Source organism: Bradyrhizobium sp. BRP20 (genome assembly GCF_020194215.1).
In the GTDB taxonomy this organism is placed as follows: Bacteria; Pseudomonadota; Alphaproteobacteria; order Rhizobiales; family Xanthobacteraceae; genus Bradyrhizobium; species Bradyrhizobium yuanmingense.
Genome location: NZ_JADYVY010000008.1, coordinates 38,136 through 57,592 on the forward strand (window position 1 = coordinate 38,136; position 19,457 = coordinate 57,592).

The following is a 19,457-nucleotide window of genomic DNA, read 5'->3' on the forward strand; positions in this document are numbered from 1 at the left end:
CGCGGCGGCAGTGTCTGACCTGTAACGGCCTTGGTATAAGCGCAGCTACGGTTCGAACGACGTTCGCGGATGATCCGGTTTCCTTGTGCGCATGAATAAGCCCAGCAACACGTTCGACATCGCCATCGAGCCGTCGTTCGACTTTCTGTCTCCGGAATATGCAGAGCTGTTCGATCGTTCGGCTGCCACTGCCTTCCAGCATCCGGTCTGGTTGCATAGCCTCTACACCAGGCTCGCGCCGGAAACGGATGCAACGGCTCTGGTCGTCGTGGTGCGCTACCGCGACACCGGCGCCCTTGCCATGGTGCTGCCGCTGCTCCGGATCCGGCGCGGTCCGATACGGACCGTCGAGTTCGCCGACTTGCGCGTTTCCGACTATCTGGCACCGGTTTGCAGCCCGGACGTGTTCTCGCAATTGCTCCATGATGCGGCTGCATGCGCGCAGATTCGGCGCCTTGTCCGCCCCTTCGATCTGCTGCGAATGGCCAAGCTGCCTGACGGACGGCTTCCGATCGAGGACCTCCTCGCCACGTCCCGCCGTGTCTCGATGAACACCAATGCTTATGCCACGGTTCTGGTCGCGCCGTACGAGCAATGGCGGGCCAGTGCGATGGATCGCTCCTACCAGAAGGAGCTCGCCAAGAAATATCGCCAGCTGCAGAAGAAGGGCGCGCTGAGCTTCTCATGCTGCAGCGACAGCGCCGCCGTGCTCGAGACGATGGAGGTGATGAGGAAGTTTCGCGGCCCGCGCTTTCACGCACAAGGCGACGGAGACCTGCTGCAGCGGCCCGAATATTACGGCTTCTATTCCGACGTCGCCCTTCGGGGCCTCGGGTCCTTCGTTCGCCTCTATGTCATGAAGATGGACGGCGAAGTGATCGCCGCCGTGCTCGGATTGTGCCACCGCGACAGCTTCCTCGTCATCATGAGCGCCTTCGACATCGCCGGCTACAAGAGCCAGTCCATCGGCGCGCTGATGTTCGAACAAGTGGCGCGGGATTGTATCGAGCGCGGAGATCAGATGCTCGACTTCACCATCGGCGACGAGCCATACAAGAAATCGTTCGGTGCACAGGCTTCACCGATGTGGGAGGTCACGCAGGTCGGCAGCGCCGTAGGCGCAATCGCCCTCTTCGCGTTGAGGCAGGCGCCCTGGCTCAAGCTGGCGGCCAAGCGGCTCTCCGATTTGAAGGTTCAGCCCGCCCACACCGCGAGGCCCACGCGCTGACCGGCGGGGGGTCGCAGAGATCAGGCGCGCAATACGCCGCGGACGCGGCCAAGCCAGCCCGGATGCATCTGATCGACGCGGTGTGCAAGACTGCGCCGCAGGAAGTGCAACCGTCGCCGCACGTCCCAGCCGATATCGTTGCGCGAGGTCAGCGCCTGGCGGAAGCGTGCCATCTTCAGCGACTGCTGATCCGCCGCGATCTTGTCGCGATCGGCATAGAATTGCGAGATCTTCTCCAGGCCCATGCCTGCCGTCATGAGCCATCGCGGCACATATTCGGTGCAGAGACGGTCGACGTCCACGAGCAGGCGGGCGACGCCCGTTCCGGCCGCGGGACAATTGGTCTGGAACGCATCGCCGATGAGCACGATTCCAGGCCGGAGATGCCCTTCAACGACGGTCAGATCCATCACCCAGTTCTGGACGCGATCGGTCACACGGAAATCGCCGAGGTAGCTCCGCAATCCCGGCAGCAGGCGCAAAACTGTCGCCTCCGGTTCGCGGCGCAACTCGCGCATAACAGGATCGGTCGGATCGCGGAACATGAAGAGATTGGCACGCATTCCGGCGTGGACGGGAAACAGGCTGAGATAGTCGATGCCATCGGCGGTGCGTTCGCCGTAACAGGTCAACGCCTCGAAATCGAACGGGGTGCCATCCTTGCGCGCGATCGTGAAACCGAACGACACCGAATGGCGCTCGGCAAGCACGCGCCGCCTGATGCCGAGCTTGTAGCCCAGGGCTCCCGCCATGCCGGTGGCCAGAACGACGAGGCGCGCCGCCACGCGCCGTCCGGAGGCGAGCTCGAGATGCTGGACATCGCCGCTGCTGCCAATCGCTGTGACCTCGTCGACGATCAGGTTGGAAGGATCCGGAAGCTGGCGACGCGCCATTGCGACGAGATCGGCATAGGCAAATCCGTAAGCCCTGCCGACGCTGACATCGACCACCTTGCCCTCACGGATGTTGAGCACTTGATCATATCGGCACGCGACATCTTCGAGCGCATCGAGAAAGCCGAGCTTACCGAACAGCTCCAGCTGATGGCCGCCGATCTTCTCGACCCGGAACTCATCCGGATGGACTGCCCGCTTGTCGATCAGAGCGACGCGACGCCCTGCCCGCGCCAGCACGGCCGCCGCAAGCGATCCCGCAAGACCGCCACCGACGATGGCGACGTCCGAGTCGATGGTTGCGGTCTCGTCCCCGTCGACCGGCTCGGTCACGGTTCTCGTCATGGCTCCGGCTCCCACGGTTAACAGCGTCTGCAGTGCAATTCTCTCGCCTGATGTCGCATCGCAGGGCCGGGTGCGAACATTTCCTGAGATTGAGGTTAATGACCGCAGGTGCCCAGTTCGCCGACTCGCCGCGGCACGCGTCTTGCTGTCCCGAAACCATTCTGCACGCGAGCCCCGGATCTCGCCTTCTCAGTCGTCGATGCGGCGTTATGCCGTCCGTCGCGCGAGTTGAAACTCGCAGATGTTGGACAATGGAGACAGCGATGTTCCAGAACGAAGCAACCCGTATCACCGCGATCGCCGAAATCCTCCAACTCGTCCATTAACACTCGCGATTGCTCGACATGCTAGGTTCTCGCCGGTATCGGAACATGTCTCGTCAGGGGAGCGCGGCTCCCTTAACCCTTCCATGATCGCATCCATTCTCCAGTTCATGCGGCGCGACGTCACGCGCGGCGTTGCCGGGACCATCCTGCTCAAGGTCGGCAGCGGCGTGCTCGCGTTCGCGTTGTTCTCGCTGGCTGCGCGGACGATGTCGCCTGACGGCTTCGGCATCTTTGCGACCTGGCTGTCGGTCGCGCAGATCGCAGCCGTCGTGGGACTGGTCGGCCAGGAATCCCTGCTGGTGCGATTCCTGAACGAATATCAGGTCGGCGAAAGGCCGGACCTTACCAAAGGCGTGCTGCAATCGAGCTTGAAGATCGCCTCGGTCGCAATGCTGATCGTGATCGGCGGGATCGCGATCGTCGCGAGCATGAGAGGCGACTGGTGGCTGCTGATCCTTGCGGTGTCGGCCTACACGGCCGTCAACGCCGGATTGATGCTCGGCAGCCAAATCGCGCGCTCGCTGGTCAGCATTATCATGGGCGAAGGAAACCGCGAGTTCCTTTGGCGGGCCCTCGTCGTCGTGTTCCTGCTCGTCATGCTGCTCGCCCATCGCCAACTCGATCCGGCCGAGCTGTTCGCGGCGATGACGGTCGCCATGTCGGTTGGCCTTGTTGCGCAGATCGTATCCGTCGCGCGCGTGCTGCCGGATCTGCGCAGTACGCCGGCGCGCTCGGAGACGTCACGCTGGCGATCAAGTGCCCTGCACTTCTGGCTCGCATCGATCCTCGAAGTCGCCAATCAGTATCTCGACGTCATTCTGGTCTACTGGATGCTGGATCCGACGACCGCGGGAATCTACTTTGCCGCCTCGCGCCTCGCCAACATTTTCGCCATGGTGTCCGCGGCGCTTTACACGTTCGGTGCGCGCCGGCTCCCGTCGCTCTATTTCAGCAAGAACCACGGGGAGTTCGAGCGGACCTCGCGCTTGATGGCGGAAGTGACTGGGCTCTGCGTCGTCGCCGGTCTCGCCACGATCTGGATCGGCGGCCCCTATCTCCTCAACCTGTTCGGACCTCATTTCGCCGAGCAGCATTCGGTCCTGATCGTGCTTGCAATCGGAACCGCCATTCAGGCGGCGGGCGGCCCGGCTGCTGCGATCCTGCAGCTGACCGGTCATGAACGAATCTATGTGCCGGTGGTCGCTGCCAACGTCGGGCTGCGGCTCGTCGGATTTCTCGTCCTGGTCCCCTTCCTCGGCGTGCTTGGCGCGGCGATTTCGACGACCGTGTCGCTCGCGCTCGCGACCATCGCCCTGAACGTCCTCTGCCGCCGGCGCAGCGGGGTGGATCCTTCCGTTCTGGTGCTCTTGCGCTTCCCAGCATCGAGGCGCGGCAATTATGCCGTTCGTAGCGCGGACTCGCGTGACTAGGTGTCAGCACGCGCCGCCGGGGTGAACGCGCAGGACCGATTGGTTAACGCGCCAGCGGGGAACCAGCGGAAATGCTGCGCCAACGACACCGTCGCCATCCGCGCCGCATTAACTCCGTTTGTTGCTAGCCGGTGTCCGCGGGATGCCCGCATGATAGGTACGGAGTTAAGAAGGTGAAGATTTCGTTGCTTTAGCGGGTCGGGATCCGTGCTCCATTATCAGCCGAACAAAGACCTGGACGAGACGAGCGCGACGGCACCTGCGCGGCCGAACGGCAGTGGGCGAAAACTCCACGTGCTTCTTGCGCAAACCCAGGCCGAGAACGCCGGTGCACAGGAGATCTCGCGGCTGCTCGGCGCCGGGCTGACCGCGCGCGGTCACCGGGTCACCAATCTGTTCTTCTTCCGCAAATCGGACTCCTTTGACGAACCGCCCGCCACGCTCTACTGCGCGTCGAGCCGGCCGGGCAATCCGCTGGCGCTGCTGCGGATGCTGTGGACGCTCGGCCGCCACATCAGAACCACCAGGCCCGACGCCGTCCTGACCTTCCAGCATTTCGGCAACGTCATCGGCGCCGGCGTCACGCGCCTCGTCAGCCGTGCACCCGTCGTCGCCAATCAGGTTTCATCCGCGCTGGCGATGAGCTGGCCGGTCCGCACCGCCGACATCGCCATGGGCAGCCTCGGCTTCTTCGACTGCATCACGCTCAATTCGCAGGACATGGAGCGCGAATATTCGCGCTACCCCGCGGCCTACCGGTCGCGCATGGTGCATGTGCCGCACGGCTTCGACGACAAGGCCCTTACCCTGTCGAAGGAGGCGGCACGAGGTCAATTCAACCTGCCACCGGACCGCGTCCTGCTCGGTTGCGCGGCACGGCTGCATCCGCATAAGCGGCTCGATCTGGCGATCGGTCTGCTGCCGGATCAACCGTCCTGGCATCTTGCGCTGGCCGGCCAGGGAGCCGACGAGGCCCGGCTGAGGCAGCTCGCGAACGACTTGAACGTCGCGGACCGTCTGCATTTGCTGGGAGAGATTCCTCCTGGCCGGATGGCGGACTTCCTTGCTTGTCTCGACGTGTTCGTCTTTCCGACCCAGGCCGAGACCTTCGGTCTGGCCGCGGTCGAGGCTGCCAACGCCGGTGTTCCCTCCGTCGTGACCGATCTTCCCGTCCTGCGCGAGGTATTGTCCTACGAGGGCAGACCGACGGCGCTCTTCGTCGATGCCTCCGATCATGCGAAGCTCTCCGCGGCGGTCTCCAGGCTGGTAACCGACAAGCAATTACGTGACGAGCTGCGACAAAACGCCAAAGGCCTGCGGCTGCGCTATTCGGTAGATGCCATGGTCGAGGAATACGTCCGGATTCTCGACCGGGTCGTTTGACCTGATACGTCGGAACAGATTGGCTCGACATGATCATCGAGTTTCGCTGTGAACGTGACTATGCGCGGCGCTGGATGGACCGCAGGACGCTGTCGGTCGACGGCCGGGACATGTCGGTGCAAGTTGCATGGACGGCAACGGCGGAGCCGCGGCCGGCAGGTCTCGATGCGCTGGTCGAGCTCGAACGCATCGTGTTGCACAAGGGCAAGCACAGCGCCGCCGACAGGCTGACGATCAGCTCCGAACCAGCACGGGTCAGCATCGGCACCGCCGACGTAATCGTCGATTTCACGAATGCCCCGCGCGATCCGGCGAGCCCGGCCCGGCTGTATCTGCGGCCGCTGTTCAACGGCGTCGCAGGCGAAAATGCCGCGCTCGCCGCCATCCTCGCCGGCGACCTGCCCGTGATCGAGATCGTCAACGAGATCGACGGTTCGGTCCTCGACCGCGGCCATCCGTCCGGTGAGATTGCTGCGGGCCTCAGTGGTGCGCTCGAAACGATCATGGCGCGGACCCTCACCATGCTGGCGGCGATCCTGTCGGGAAGGCCGCGCATCGTGCCGCACCTGCCGCGCCCCGCTTCAACTGTCCCGCACCGCGGACCCGTTGGCTACGTGGCGCGCGGCCTTGCCGTATCGATCGCCAAGGAGATCTATCGCCTCTGCTGCTATGCCCCGCATTGGCATATCGGATGGCGCTTCAACGACGGCCCGGGCGTCTGGCAGACCGGAGACCTGTCAGGTCCAAGCTGGAACGTTCTGGGAGATCCTGGAAACCACTTCTACGCCGATCCCTTTCCCGTCACGTGGCAGGGACGGACCTTCGCCTTCTTCGAGGATCTCGATCACCGTGTCGGAAAAGGTATCATTTCCGCGATCGCGTTCAACGACGCGGGGCCGATCGGCGAGGTGACGCCGGTGCTGGAGGAGCCCTGTCACCTCTCCTATCCGTTCCTGATCGAGGACGATGGCGAGCTGTGGATGATCCCGGAGAGCTCGACCCGCGGGGACGTCGCTCTCTACAAATGCACTCGGTTTCCGGACAAATGGGAGCGATACGCAACGCTCCTTTCCGGCCTCGAGCTGGCCGACGTCACGATCACGCGCCACAACGGCCTGTATTATCTGTTTGGCGCCTGGCGCGACGGAACGGGTGGCTATTCGGATTCGCTGGCGATCTATTACGCCGATCGGCTCTTGGGGCCTTGGCTTCCCCACGCCAGCAATCCCGTCTTGATCGACCGCGCCAGCACGCGGCCGGCAGGAAACTTCGTCACGCTCGATGACAGACTGTGGCGACCGGTCCAGGATTGCACCGACGGATACGGCGCAGCGCTTGCCCTGGCGGAAGTGGTCGAGCTGTCGCCGACGGTATTCAAGCAGGTCGTCCGCCACACTCTGAAACCCGGACCGGCATGGCCGGGCAGGAAGCTGCACACCTTGAATCGCTGCGGGCGGCTCGAGCTGATCGACGGATCGCGCGTCCAGCCCAAGACCAGTCTCTTTACGAGCGCAATTCCATCGGCCGTGTCACCTGCGCGAACCAATCCCTCCACCGCCGGCTAGCAGCCGCGCGTCTTCGCGCCCGAGTACGCGGCTAAGAACGCGTGCGATCGTTCCGGCCTGCGATGCGTTGCCGCGCCAAGCCACGATCTGGTCGGGACGTATCAGGGCGAGATCCGCCTCATAGAGATCGCGCAACGATCTGGGTAGCGTGACGAGCTTTACGTCGGCCCCGATCGCGCGAATGGTGTCAGCGAATGACGCATGGGCCGACATGACGTCCCCAAACTGAAGCAAGGTCCATTCGAATCCGAACTGGTCGTATAGCGACATGCCGTCCTCCAGCCACGCATGCGGTGGGCGGCCACCGGGAGAGGCGGTGGGAACGTAGACGTTGGCAGCATCCGGCGGCGGCTCGCTACCATCGGGGACGATGATTGGGGAGCCGTCGTAGCGTCCGCCGAAGGTGACGCCGGGGATGTTGAACTCGGCACGGGCGTGCTGATTGAGATAGGCACCCGCGATTCGCCGCGCCTTGTGGCCGGCCTCCGTGGCATCCTCGATCTCCGGCGCCGGCGCGAAGAGGCCAAGCGAATCGGCGAAGCGGCGCGCATGATCGGTGTTGCGGAGCGCCACCGGACGCCGCTCGACCTCGTAACTATTGAGCAGTGCCGCCGGGCTCACGCCCTTGACGACGCTTGCGAGCTTCCAGCCGAGATTGACCGCATCCTCGATAGCGGTGTTGTAGCCGAGCCCGCCGGTCGGCGTGAACAGATGCGCCGCGTCGCCGCCGAGGAAGACCCTGCCCCGCTGCATCCCGCTTGCCACCAATGCGTGACCGGCGGTCCAGGTCAGGAAGGACAGAACTTCGCAATCGATCGGCGCACCGCAGGCGCGCTGGAACGCGGCTTTGGCCTGGTTGATCGTGATCGCAGTTTCGTCCTCGCCCGGTCGCAACTGGGTGTGGAATGCAAACTCATCACGACCGTTCACCGAGGCCATGAAGGCGCGGCGGTCGCCGTTGAAGCAATTGTACATCCACGCTTTCGCGTGGGGAACGCGCGCGTAGAAATCGGGCGAGCGGAGATAGACCGCCAGCATGCGGCCGCCCATGAAGTCGCGCTGCGTCCCGCTCTCGCCGCCATAGACGATCCCGAGCGATTGCCGGACCATCGAGCGCGGCCCGTCGGCCCCGACCAGGAAGTCGGCGCGGACCCGAAAGCGGCTGCCATCGTCGAGACATTCGATATTGCCGGCGATACCGTCATCACTTTCCGTGTAGCCGATCAGCCGGTGACTGTAGTTGAGCTGGATTCCGGGCAGCCGTTCGGCGTGGCGGCGCAGCACCGCCTCGACATATTTCTGCGAGACCCGATGCGGCAGCTCCGCCGCGCTCCAGGAGCCTGACATGCCCTTGATCAGCTCACCCGCCCGCGACGCTGACGGCAGCGCGAACCGCGCCAGCTCGTATCCGGTATAGCGCGTGAAATATGCGACATCGGTCGGGTAGTCCGCGGGCAGACCTTCGCGCCTGATCTCGTCGGCAAAGCCCAGCCGCCGATAATGCTCCATCGAGCGCGCCTGCGTCGCATTGGCTTGCGGGTTGAAGGCCGTGCCCGGCTTTTCGTCGACCAGGATCGCGGACACGCCGCGGCGGCCGAGCTCGTTGGCCAGCATCAGCCCGCAAGGGCCCCCGCCAACGATGAGCACCGCGGCCGTCAGACGAATTTCCAAGATGCTTCTCCCTACCAACACCAACCTGCATGGTAAGGACACCTGACTATTTCGTCAAGCTGCCTGACTAATTCGGGTCGTCGAGCGTGTCGAATTCCGTGCCATACACCGCGAGCCCCTTCAGGATTGCATCCATCGTGGCCTTGCCGAGCTCGACGCGCATCTCCCGCTCGGCGATGTCGACGGCATCACGGAACGCATCGAGCCATTTGCGTCCGGCCGGCGTGAACACGACGATGCGCGCGCGCCGGTCGGTCGGATCGGCGATGCGATCGACGAGGCCGAGCGCGGCGCATTGGTCGACCAGCTCGCCCATCGCCTGCTTGCTCATGGAGGCGCGGCGGGCGAGCTCGGTGAGCCGCGTCCCCTCCACGTCGAGATTGCGCGTGAGGCTGACATGGGCGATGCGCGTCTCGTCGTGGCCCCGCTCGGTCATCAATTCGAGCACACGGCCTTCGAAGCGCCGCACCGCGTTATTGAGCAGGCGGCCGATATTGGCATGCCGCCACGCGGTGCCTGACGTCGTGGATTTCACCGGATCTGCTTTCCGAATCGACCGAACGAGATCGTGGAAAGCTAGCACAGGCATTGCTGCGTGCTACTGGTGAGCACGCGAGGTATCGGCGGCGGGCGGCGCGAACGAACCGCCACCCGCCATCTCTCGTGCTTCGAACGCCCCGATGCCTTACTGCGAGCGATCCGAGGTCCAGCCCTTGTACGCGGCAACGTTGTCCCTGGTCACCAGCTTGGACGGCAGCAGCTCGACGGTCGAAGCCGGCTTCTGGCCGTTGAGAATGCCGACGCCGACCTGCACGGCCCGCCGCGCCATGAAGAACGGATCCTGCGACGCCGATGCCTGGATCTGCGGCGACTGCGGATCTTTCAGCGCGGCCTCGATATCGGGCGCGCCGTCGACGGCGGTGATGATCATGCCGGTTCGGTTCTGCTGGCGTGCCGCAAGGTCGGTGCCGATCGCCTGCGGATCGTTGATGGCGAAGATGGCGTCGATCTTGGGGAAGCGGGTCAGATAGCCCTGCGCGACGGTGAGGCCGCCCTCGCGCGAGCCCTTGCCGTCCTGGTCGCTCGACAACACCTTGATGCCGGGATTCTTCGCGAACACGTTCTTGCAGCCGACCACACGGTCGATCACGGCGGAGACCTGCGGCCCGTTCTCGATGATGACGTCACCCTTGCCGCCCAATTTGTCGACGATGTACTGGCAGGAGATCTCGCCGGCCTGCACGTTGTTCGTGGTCACGGTGGCATCGGCGCCTTCGGCCGCGGTGTCGACAGCGACGACGACGATGCCTGCGGCCTGCGCCTTCTTGATGGCCGGCCCGATCGCCTTGGGATCGCCGGGATTGAGCAGGATCAGGTCGACGCCAGCGGCGATGAAATTGTCGATCTGGGTGACCTGCTTGCCGAGGTCGTATTCGAAGCCGACCGTCGTGATCTTCACGTTGGGATTGGTCTTCTTGGCCTCGAACTCGGCGCCCTTCGACAGCGCGACGAAGAACGGATTGCCCATCGATCCCAGCGAGACGCCGATCGACTTGAGCTCCTTGGCGAAGGATGGTGCGGTGGTGAGGGCAAGCGCCATGGCGGCGCCGGCGAGCATGATCGTCTTCAACATGGACTTCCTCCCTGGTCTGTCTTCGTCCCCGGCGCGGCAGACCAGTTGCCGCAACGGAATCTCGTCTCAAGCCATGCGCACGCCGTTGCGCGCCAGACCTTTCACGTTCTCGCGGAGCCTTGCAGCCGGTAGCGGTCCAGCGCCACGGCACCGATGATCACCAGGCCCTTGATCACATATTGCCAGATGTCGGAGACACCGATCAGGATGAGCCCGTTCGAGAGCACGGCGATGATGAGCGCACCGACCAGCGTGCCCCAGATCGAGCCGATGCCGCCGACGAACGAGGTACCGCCGAGGATCACCGCGGTGATTGCATCGAGCTCATAGGACTGGCCGAGCTGGAGTCCGTTGGCTGCGTAGAGCCGCGCCGCCTGCATGGCGCCGCCGAGCCCGGCGAAAAGTCCGGAGATGCCGTAGACGAAGATCAGGACGGCCCAGACCTTGATGCCGGCAAGCCGCGCTGCGCTCTCGTTTCCGCCCACGGCATAGATATGCACGCCGAGCACGGTCCGGCGCAGCACCAGCCAGGAGACGAGAATGACGAGCAAGGCGATTACCGAGAGCCATGGGATCGACGCGACTCCGGGAATGAGCGTCAACGAGCCGTTGCCGATGAAGGCATAGGGAATGGAGGGATTGAACACGGTGGTGTCAGCCCCGAGCAGCCGCGCCAGGCCGCGCACTGCGGTGAGCGAGCCGAGCGTGACGATGAAGGGCGGCAGGCGCAGCAGCGCAATCAGCGCGCCGTTGACGATGCCGAAGACGAGGCCGGTGAGCAGTGCGGCCGGCAGCCACAGCAAGCCGAGCTCCGGCATCTTGGAGAGCGTCAAACCCGCCATCGCGGAGGCCGCCAGGATCGAGCCGACCGACAGGTCGATGCCGCCGGTGAGGATGACGAAGGTCATGCCAGCGGCGAGCACGGTGTTCACCGCGGCCTGCTGCAATACGATGCCGAGATTTTGTCCGGTGAAGAAGCGGCCTTCCGACAGCACGTTGAAGCCGATGCAGAGGATCAGCAGCACCGGCAACATGCCGAGCGCGCTGATCAGCATCCTCATCCGCTGGCGTCTTGTCTCCGCGGCAGCGCCATTGGTCGTCGTCGATGCCGGCTTTGCCTCCGCAGCACCATTGTCAGGCATCGAGATGCTCCATCCCCGTGGCAAGCCCCATGATGTCTTCCTGCGCAAGCGGCGAATTCGGACCGCGGCTGACCTCGCCGGCAATGTGCCCGGCACGCATCACGATGACGCGGTCGCAGATGCCGATGATCTCGGGCAGATCGGACGAGATGACGAGGATCGCGGTGCCGGCCTTGGCGAGATTGTCGATGATCGAATAGATTTCCGACTTGGCACCGACATCGACGCCGCGCGTCGGCTCGTCGAGAATGAGGACCTTCGGCGCGATGGCGAGCAGTCGCGACAGCAGCACCTTCTGCTGGTTGCCCCCTGACAGGCCGCCGGCGGGAACGCCGGCATTCGCGGCGCGGATGCTGAGGCCGGCAAAGGCGCGGTCGGCGCGCTCGCGGGCCTTGTCGCGATCGAGAAACCAGCCGAGCTTCGCATCGCGGCCGAGCACGGCGAGGTTGATGTTGTCCAGACACGACATGTCGAGAAACAGGCCGAGCGCCTTCCTGTCTTCGGTCAGATAGGCAATGCCGGCCTCGAGCGCCTCGCCCGGCGTGCGGATCTCGACCGGACGCCCCTCCAGCTCGAGCCGGCCGGAGGTTTTTGGCGACGCGCCGATGATGAGATGCGCAAGCTCGGTGCGACCGGCGCCGATCAGGCCGGCGAGGCCGACCACCTCACCCGCATGCACGGTGAGGGAGCAGCCCTTGACGCGCCCGCCATCGGCCATGTCGATCGCCGCGAGCACGGGATGCCCCCGCCCCGCCTCCGGATCATGGTCCTTCTTGTAGAACGAGGAGACGTCGCGACCGACCATCAAGCGCACGATGGTGTCGGCGCGGATCTCGGGCTTGTCGAGCGAGCCGACCAGGCGGCCGTCGCGCAGCACGGTGACGCGATCGCCGAGCGCATAGACCTCGTCCATGCGATGCGAGATGTAGATGATGGCAAGGCCCTCGGCGCGAAGCTGGCGGATCAACGCGAACAGCCGCTCACTTTCGGCGGCCGACAACGAGGTGGTCGGCTCGTCCATGATGAGGATTTTCGATCTGACGTGCAGCGCACGGGCGATCTCGACCAGCTGCCGCTGCCCCATGGACAGATGCGCCACCAGCGTCGAGGGCAGGAAGTCCGCGCCCAGGCGCTTCAGGATCGGGCCGACGCCCTCGCGCATTGTGCCGCGCGCCAGCAAGCCTGACCGCGATATCTCCCGTCCCAGATAGATGTTCTCGGCAACGCTGAGATTGGGAGCGAGCGACAGCTCCTGGTAGATGATGGAGATGCCCGCCGCGCGGCCGCCGAGCGGGCCTTCGATCCGCACCGCCCTGCCCTCGATGCGGATCTCGCCGCCCGCGTCGGGCCGGTAGGCGCCGGACAGGATCTTCATCAGCGTCGACTTGCCGGCGCCGTTCTCACCCATCAGGGCGTGAATTTCGCCGGGATAGACGGTGAGATCGACGGCCCGCAGCGCCTTGATGCCGAAGAAGGTCTTCGAGACCCCGCGCATCTCGAGGATCGGATCGTTCATCGTGCCTCCCGGCGCACAATGCGTTTCCCACCCGCGTCTCGTTTCTCGGCAACGCGGTTTGGTCATTAAACAAAAGCGAGTGACGCAGGGCAATACCGAAGGCGAATATACCGAAGTATGCAAACCAGATTGGGCCAGCTAGTGGCGCGGCCGATACAGGTCGCGCCAGGCGGGAAGCCGTTCAGCGTAGGCATCGACCAGTGCAGCGTCGGGCTCGAATGTTTCGATGCGCTGCGGCTGCATGCATACGTCACCGATTGCCTCACCCGTGACAGCAAGCCGCCCCAATCTCGCCGCACCGAACGCGGCGCCGGTTTCACCTCCGGCAAAGCGATGGATCGGAATGCTCAGCACGTTCGCCAGCACCGAGAGCCAGAAGGTAGAGCGTGAACCGCCGCCAATCACGTCGGCCTCCGCAATCCCGATGCCGGCATCCGCGAGCGCATCGCGGCAATCGGCAAGCGCGAAGGCAACGCCTTCGAGCACCGCCTGCACGATCGCCGCGCGATCGGTGCCATGGCTCAGGCCATCCAGCATGCCGCGCACAACGGGATCGTCGTGCGGCGTCCGCTCACCGGCGAGATAAGGCAGGAAGCTCACGGGCGACGGCGCCCGCGGTCGGGCTCCAAGCGGCGCCAGCAGCTCGGCCTCGGCGGCGCCGAACAGGCGCGCGAGCCAGGCAAGGCAGGAAGCGGCCGAGAGGATCGCGCCGGCCTGAATCCACATCCCTGGAATGGCGTGGCAGAACGTGTGCACGACACGGTCGGGATTGGCGGCGATCCGGTCGGTCGGGACCATGAGCGCACCCGAGGTTCCCAGCGACACGAAAGCGGCTCCCGGCCGGATTGCGCCGATGCCGATGGCGCCCGCGGGATTGTCGCCGGCCCCACCCGCGATCACCGGCTGCCTGATCATCCCCCAGCGCCGCGCGAGTTCGCTGCGCAGCGTGGTTGCGGGCGCGCATCCCTCGACCAGGCGCGGCATGTGCTCGCGCGACAAGCCGCTCGCTGCCAGCGCGGCGTCCGACCAATCGCGGCGCGCAACGTCGAGCCATAGGGATCCCGAGGCATCCGAGACGTCCTCGACAGCATCGCCCGATAGCACCAGTCGCAGATAGGCCTTTGGCAGAAGAACGAGTTTCGTCGCCGCGAAGATCTCGGGCTCGTGCGTGGCGATCCAGAGCAGTTTTGGCGCGGTGAAGCCCGGCATCGCCTTGTTGCCCGTCACTTCGCGCAAGGCGGGCCAGCGTTGCTCCAGGATACGGCACTCGCTGGCCGATCGTCCGTCATTCCAGAGAATGCAAGGCCGCAGCGGCCTCAAGCTTGCATCAAGCAGCGTGGCGCCATGCATCTGGCCGGACAGCCCGATGCCTGCGACCGCCGCCAACGCATCGGCATGCGACGCCTTGAGAGCATCCAGCGTGGCGAAGGTCGCACCGATCCACTGCGCCGGATCCTGCTCGGAATAGCCCGGTTGCGGCGAGACGGTCGCGAGCGACCGGCTCTCGCTTGCGATCACGCGCTGGGCATCATCGACGAGAACCGTCTTGACCGCCGACGTGCCGAGATCGATGCCGAGATACATGCTGCTTCCGCTCACTTCGCCGCGTCGATCCAGATCCCCGGCTCTGAATGCTCCCGGATGTAGCTGACGAGGAAGTCGGAGAACACCCTGATCTTGGCAGGCAGCCTGACGCGGTTCTGATAGGCGATGTTCATGGTGAGCAACGGCAGCTGCCAATCGCTCAGGACAGGCACCAGCCGCCCAGCCGCGATATCGCCTTGCACGATATAGAGCGGCTGGATCAGGATGCCGAGCCCCGCGCGCGCCGCACCACAGATGATCTGGCCGTCGTTGCTGTCGAGCGTCGGCGCGATCCGGATCGTCTGCGTCGTGCTGCCCTGGCTCAGCCGTAGCGAATAGGGATCATTGGCGAGATTGTAGATCAGCATGTTGTGCCGGGCGAGATCGGCGGGATGCTCGGGCCGGCCGTGCTTCTCGAGGTAGGAGGGAGCGGCCGCGAGCACGCGGTGCATCTGACCGATGCGGCGGACGACGATGTTTGAATCCGGCTCGTGCTCGCGGGTGCGGATCGCAACGTCGATGCCGGCCTCGATGAAGTCGAGATAGCGGTTTGCACTGATGATCTGCACGCTGAGATCGGGATAGAGCGCACGGAAGGCGGGCAGCATCGGTGCGAGGTAGATCATCGCAAAGGAGAGCGAGCTCGTCACGCGCAGCATGCCCTTCGGCGACAGCGCGCGATCGGAGACGGCGTCCTCGGCTTCGGCGAGCTCGTTCAGAAGCGTGCTGCACCGCTGCAGCAGTTCCTGTCCCGCTTCGGTCAGCCATTGCCGGCGCGTGTTGCGCTCGATCAGCCGGACCGCAAGCCGCTCCTCCAGCGCACTGAGATGGCGGCTCGCAGCGGCGTTCGACATCCGCAGGATTTCGGCGGCCTTGGAAAGGCTGCCGAGCTCAGCGGTTTTGGAGAACACCTCGAGTTGAAGCAGCCGGTCCATTTTTGCATAAAGAGGAAAAGAGACTTACAAATTTTGACCTTTATTTCCGTTTTCTGCAAGGCAAAATGGCGCCAACAAAGCACCATTGCAGGCGAGGAAATCAGGAAATGTCGGGCCCGATCAGGCACATCGTGATGTGGCGACTGCGCGGGGAGACGCCCGCGGAGCGCTCGGCCGCCCGGCTCAAGGTCAAGACCCTGTTCGAGGGCCTCAAAGGCCGGATCGACGGCCTCACCCATATCGAAGTCGGCATGGACGTCAGCGCGGTCGATTACGCCTGCGACGTGGTGCTGTTCTCCGAATTCACCGACCAGGCGGCGCTCGCCGCCTATGCCAACCACCCGGAGCATCTGCGCGTGCGCGAGGCGCTGGGCGACTTGCGGATCGGGCGCTTCCAGGTCGATTATCCCATCAAAGAGACCGGCGCATGATCGGCTCGTTCACCTTCGAAAACCTGCCCTGCCGCGTCGTGTTCGGCAGCGGCACGCTTGCCTCAGCCAAGGCCGAGGTCGAGCGGCTCGGCGGCAAGCGTGCGCTGGTGCTGACGACGCCGCAGCAGGAGGCACAAGGCAAGAGCTTGGGAGCCGCGCTCGGCCCGCTCTATGCCGGCATCTTTTCCGGCGCCACCATGCACACGCCGGTCGAGGTCACGGAACGCGCGCTCGCGGCAATGAAGGCATGCGAAGCCGATTGCGTCGTTTCGCTCGGCGGCGGCTCGACCACCGGGCTCGGCAAGGCCTTGGCCTTGCGCACCGGCGTCAACCAGCTCTGCATTCCCACCACCTATGCCGGCTCGGAGATGACGCCGATCGTCGGCCAGACCGAGAACGGGCTGAAGACCACGGTGCGCGATGCAGCCGTGCTGCCGCAGACCGTGATCTACGACGTCGACCTGACGCTGACGCTGCCGGCGAGCCTCGCCGCAACCTCCGGCATCAACGCGATCGCCCATGCCGTCGAGGCGCTTTACGCGCGCGACGCCAACCCTGTCACCTCGCTGATGGCCGAAGAAGGCATCCGCGCGCTGGCGCGCGCCCTGCCCGCCATTGTCGCCAGGAACGACGATCGGGAGGCCCGCACTGAGGCGCTCTATGGCGCCTGGCTGTGCGGTGTCTGCCTCGGCACTGTCGGCATGGCGCTGCATCACAAGCTCTGTCACACGCTCGGCGGCACTTTCGACCTGCCGCACGCCGAAACGCACACCATCGTGCTGCCGCATGCGCTGGCCTACAACGCGCCGGCCGTGCCCGACGCGATGGTGCGGATCGCGCGCGCGATCGGGGCAGCCGATGCAGCTCGGGGGCTTTTCGAACTTGCGAAGCGGCTGGGTGCGAAGGTCGCGCTACGCGATGTCGGCATGCCCGAGGGCGGCATCGACAAGGCGGCTGACCTCGCAGTCACGAATGCCTACTGGAATCCGCGCCCGCTCGAGCGTGGCGCCATTCGCGAGTTGATCGCGCGCGCCTGGACCGGCGAGCCACCCGGCGCCATCAAAGCGGCAGCTTGAAGCGATGCGGCGCACCCTGATCAGATCCGCCACCGTCATCAGCATGGATGACGCGATCGGCGATCTCTCGACCGGCGATGTGCTGGTCGAGGGCAGCCGGATCGCCGAGGTGCGCCCGTCGATCGACGCTGCGGCCGACACGGAGGTCGTCGACGGCACGGGCCGCATCGTCATTCCCGGCCTGATCAACGCACATATGCACACTTGGCAGACCGGCTTGCGCGGCTTTGCCGCGAACTGGACGCTGCTGGAATATTTCCGCCGCATGCATGCGGGCCTCGCCACCGTGTTCCGGCCCGACGATATCTACATCGCAACCCTCGTCGGCGCGCTGAACCAGATCAATCACGGCGTCACCACGCTGGTCGATTGGTGCCACAACAACCCGACGCCGGATCATACCGACGCCGCCGTGCGCGGCCTGATCGAAAGCGGCGTCCGCGCCGCGTTCTTCCACGGCTCGCCGAAGCCCGAGCCGAAGCCGGGCGAGCCGCATTTCTCGGAAGTGCCGCATCCGCGCCGTGAGGTCGAGCGGCTGCTGGCCGGGCCCCTCGCCGACCGCGACGGCCTCGTCACGCTCGGGCTCGCCATCCTCGGTCCGCATTATTCGACGCTCGACGTCGCCATGCACGATTTCCGCCTGGCGCGGGAGCTGAAGCTGATCGCATCGATGCATCAGGGCGGCGGTCCGGCCAAGACGCCCGACGGCTGGGAGAAGCTGCTCGAGGCCGGCCTCGTCGGCCCCGGCATCAACATCGTCCACGGCAACGATCTGCCCGATGATCTGCTCGATCGTCTCGTCGATCTCGGCGTATCGTTCTCGGTGACGCCCGAGAACGAGATGATCCAGGGCCATGGCTTTCCGATCACCGGCCGCCTCCTGAAGCGCGGCGTGCGGCCGACCATCGGCATCGACCTGGAGTCCGTGCTGGCCGGCGATCTCCTCTCCGCCGCGCGCGTCGCGCTGTCGATGCAGCGGGCACTGGACAATGTGGAATCGCGCAAAGCAAGTGGCGCCATTCCGGCGACGACCACGATTCCCGTGCGCGAAGCGCTGCGCTGGATCACGACGGAAGGCGCCCGCATGCTCGGCCGCGAGCACCAGATCGGCTCGCTGACGCCGGGCAAGCTCGCCGACCTCGTCATCATCAACGCCTCCGACCTCAATCTCCATCCAGTGCATGATCCCGTCGCAACCGTCGTGATGCAGACAAGCCTCGCCAACATCGAGGCCGTCATGATCGGCGGTGCCTGGAAGAAGCAGAACGGGCGGCTATTGGTCGAGGGACTCGAGACGAAGAAGGAGCTGCTGGCGCAATCCGGCCGGCGGCTGGTGCAGGATATTGAACGACAGGGACGCGCCGCCTGAGGCGCCAATGGACAAGAACAATGACTGACGCTCTGAAAACAGTTGGTTTCATCGGGATCGGCAAGATGGGCCTGCCGATGTCGGTGCTCGTCGCCAAGGCGGGCTTTGCCGTTACCGCGTTCGACCAGAGCGCGGCGCGCATCGACGAGGCACGCGCGCAGGGCATTGCGATTGCCGCTTCGCCGGCCGAGGCCGTGCGCGGCAAGGCCGCCGTGATCACGTCCCTGCCCGACGACGCCGCTTTGCGCGGCGCATTGCTCGGCTCCGCCGGCCTGATCGCCGCGATGGCGCCCGCTGCCGTCTTGATCGAAACCAGCACCGTGAGTGTCGACGCCTCGGCTGAGGTTGCAGCCGCCGCGCAGGCGCGTGGCATTGCCTATCTGCGCGCGCCGGTTTCCGGCAATGCCAGCATCGTGCACACGGGGGCGCTGACCTGCTTCGTCTCGGGGCCGAAGCACGCCTTCGAGAGCGCCAAGCCGCTGTTCGCAGCTTTCACCCGCGCTCAGACCTATCTCGGCTCCGCCGAGGAAGCGCGCTATGCAAAACTCTCGGTCAACCTGATGATCGCGGTGTCGGCGGCAATGATGGCGGAGAGCCTGGCGCTGGCGCGCAAGGGCGGCATCGCCTGGCAGGACATCTTGAAGGTGCTCGACGACAGCGCGGTCGCTTCGCCCATGGTCAAGTACAAGACCGCGCCGCTGCGGACCCGCGATTTCGAGTCCACCTTCTCCTGCAAGCAGATGGCCAAGGATCTCGACCTGATCCTGGGCGCCGGCCATGCCGTCGGTGTGCCGCTGCAGCTCGCCGCCCAAGTGCGCGAGACCTATGGCGCGCTGGTCGCGCAGGGCGACGGCGATACCGACTTCATCGCGACCGTCAAGCATCTCGAACGGCTGTCCGGCCTCGGCGAACCAAAACCCTGATCGCGGA

Annotated in this window: 16 protein-coding genes; 8 read left to right on the forward strand and 8 right to left on the reverse strand. The window is 65.1% G+C overall.

The features are described from left to right. Positions 1 to 91: 91 nt before the first annotated feature. On the forward strand, positions 92 to 1,228 hold the full coding sequence (locus I6F33_RS19865; RefSeq protein ID WP_225128967.1) for a GNAT family N-acetyltransferase: 1,137 nt from the start codon (positions 92 to 94) through the stop codon (positions 1,226 to 1,228). 20 nt (positions 1,229 to 1,248) lie between these two features. Here the strand turns inward: I6F33_RS19865 and I6F33_RS19870 are convergent, their stop codons facing one another. Next, on the reverse strand, positions 1,249 to 2,466 hold the full coding sequence (locus I6F33_RS19870) for an NAD(P)/FAD-dependent oxidoreductase (RefSeq protein WP_225128965.1): 1,218 nt from the start codon (positions 2,464 to 2,466) through the stop codon (positions 1,249 to 1,251). 409 nt (positions 2,467 to 2,875) lie between these two features. On the opposite strand from I6F33_RS19870, the gene I6F33_RS19875 reads away from it, so the two are divergent. From I6F33_RS19875 to I6F33_RS19885, 3 genes are all read left to right on the forward strand, one after another. Continuing rightward, on the forward strand, positions 2,876 to 4,222 hold the full coding sequence (locus I6F33_RS19875; RefSeq protein ID WP_128262439.1) for a lipopolysaccharide biosynthesis protein: 1,347 nt from the start codon (positions 2,876 to 2,878) through the stop codon (positions 4,220 to 4,222). A gap of 207 nt (positions 4,223 to 4,429) precedes the next feature. Continuing rightward, on the forward strand, positions 4,430 to 5,605 hold the full coding sequence (locus I6F33_RS19880; protein ID WP_225128964.1) for a glycosyltransferase family 4 protein: 1,176 nt from the start codon (positions 4,430 to 4,432) through the stop codon (positions 5,603 to 5,605). A 29-nt stretch (positions 5,606 to 5,634) separates the two neighbouring features. Beyond that, positions 5,635 to 7,170: a hypothetical protein gene (locus I6F33_RS19885; RefSeq protein ID WP_225143863.1), complete on the forward strand. Its 1,536-nt coding sequence runs from the start codon at positions 5,635 to 5,637 to the stop codon at positions 7,168 to 7,170. Here I6F33_RS19885 and I6F33_RS19890 read toward each other — a convergent pair. The 7 genes from I6F33_RS19890 to I6F33_RS19920 all read right to left on the reverse strand — a co-directional run bounded on the left by I6F33_RS19890 (position 7,135) and on the right by I6F33_RS19920 (position 15,651). Continuing rightward, positions 7,135 to 8,841: an FAD-dependent oxidoreductase gene (locus I6F33_RS19890; RefSeq protein WP_225128962.1), complete on the reverse strand. Its 1,707-nt coding sequence runs from the start codon at positions 8,839 to 8,841 to the stop codon at positions 7,135 to 7,137. The two genes, I6F33_RS19885 and I6F33_RS19890, sit on opposite strands and share 36 nt — an antisense overlap. 67 nt (positions 8,842 to 8,908) lie before the next feature. After that, complete coding sequence (locus I6F33_RS19895; protein ID WP_036023611.1) at positions 8,909 to 9,376, reverse strand: MarR family winged helix-turn-helix transcriptional regulator; 468 nt, start codon at positions 9,374 to 9,376, stop codon at positions 8,909 to 8,911. Positions 9,377 to 9,526: 150 nt separating this feature from the next. Further along, positions 9,527 to 10,474: an ABC transporter substrate-binding protein gene (locus I6F33_RS19900; RefSeq protein WP_036023609.1), complete on the reverse strand. Its 948-nt coding sequence runs from the start codon at positions 10,472 to 10,474 to the stop codon at positions 9,527 to 9,529. Positions 10,475 to 10,575: 101 nt separating this feature from the next. Further along, positions 10,576 to 11,616: a ribose ABC transporter permease gene (locus tag I6F33_RS19905; protein ID WP_036005162.1), complete on the reverse strand. Its 1,041-nt coding sequence runs from the start codon at positions 11,614 to 11,616 to the stop codon at positions 10,576 to 10,578. Further along, positions 11,609 to 13,132: a sugar ABC transporter ATP-binding protein gene (locus I6F33_RS19910; protein WP_036023608.1), complete on the reverse strand. Its 1,524-nt coding sequence runs from the start codon at positions 13,130 to 13,132 to the stop codon at positions 11,609 to 11,611. The genes I6F33_RS19905 and I6F33_RS19910 overlap by 8 nt, the downstream gene beginning before the upstream one ends. A gap of 138 nt (positions 13,133 to 13,270) precedes the next feature. Next, positions 13,271 to 14,716, reverse strand: coding sequence for a xylulokinase (gene xylB / locus I6F33_RS19915; RefSeq protein WP_225144060.1), 1,446 nt, complete (start codon positions 14,714 to 14,716; stop codon positions 13,271 to 13,273). Positions 14,717 to 14,727: 11 nt separating this feature from the next. Further along, positions 14,728 to 15,651 carry a LysR family transcriptional regulator gene (locus I6F33_RS19920; RefSeq protein ID WP_036005170.1) on the reverse strand — a complete coding sequence of 308 codons (924 nt, stop codon included), beginning with the start codon at positions 15,649 to 15,651 and terminating at the stop codon, positions 14,728 to 14,730. A 107-nt stretch (positions 15,652 to 15,758) separates the two neighbouring features. On the opposite strand from I6F33_RS19920, the gene I6F33_RS19925 reads away from it, so the two are divergent. From I6F33_RS19925 to I6F33_RS19940, 4 genes are read left to right on the forward strand one after another with little or no spacing between them, the layout of a single operon-like run. After that, entirely contained in the window at positions 15,759 to 16,082 is a 324-nt protein-coding gene (locus I6F33_RS19925; RefSeq protein WP_036034831.1) for a Dabb family protein, read from the forward strand. Next, entirely contained in the window at positions 16,079 to 17,158 is a 1,080-nt protein-coding gene (locus tag I6F33_RS19930) for a maleylacetate reductase (RefSeq protein ID WP_225143864.1), read from the forward strand. The genes I6F33_RS19925 and I6F33_RS19930 overlap by 4 nt, the downstream gene beginning before the upstream one ends. Before the next feature lie 4 nt (positions 17,159 to 17,162). Then, positions 17,163 to 18,527 carry an amidohydrolase family protein gene (locus tag I6F33_RS19935; protein ID WP_225143865.1) on the forward strand — a complete coding sequence of 455 codons (1,365 nt, stop codon included), beginning with the start codon at positions 17,163 to 17,165 and terminating at the stop codon, positions 18,525 to 18,527. 20 nt (positions 18,528 to 18,547) lie between these two features. Then, positions 18,548 to 19,450: an NAD(P)-dependent oxidoreductase gene (locus tag I6F33_RS19940; RefSeq protein ID WP_225143866.1), complete on the forward strand. Its 903-nt coding sequence runs from the start codon at positions 18,548 to 18,550 to the stop codon at positions 19,448 to 19,450. Positions 19,451 to 19,457: the final 7 nt, after the last annotated feature.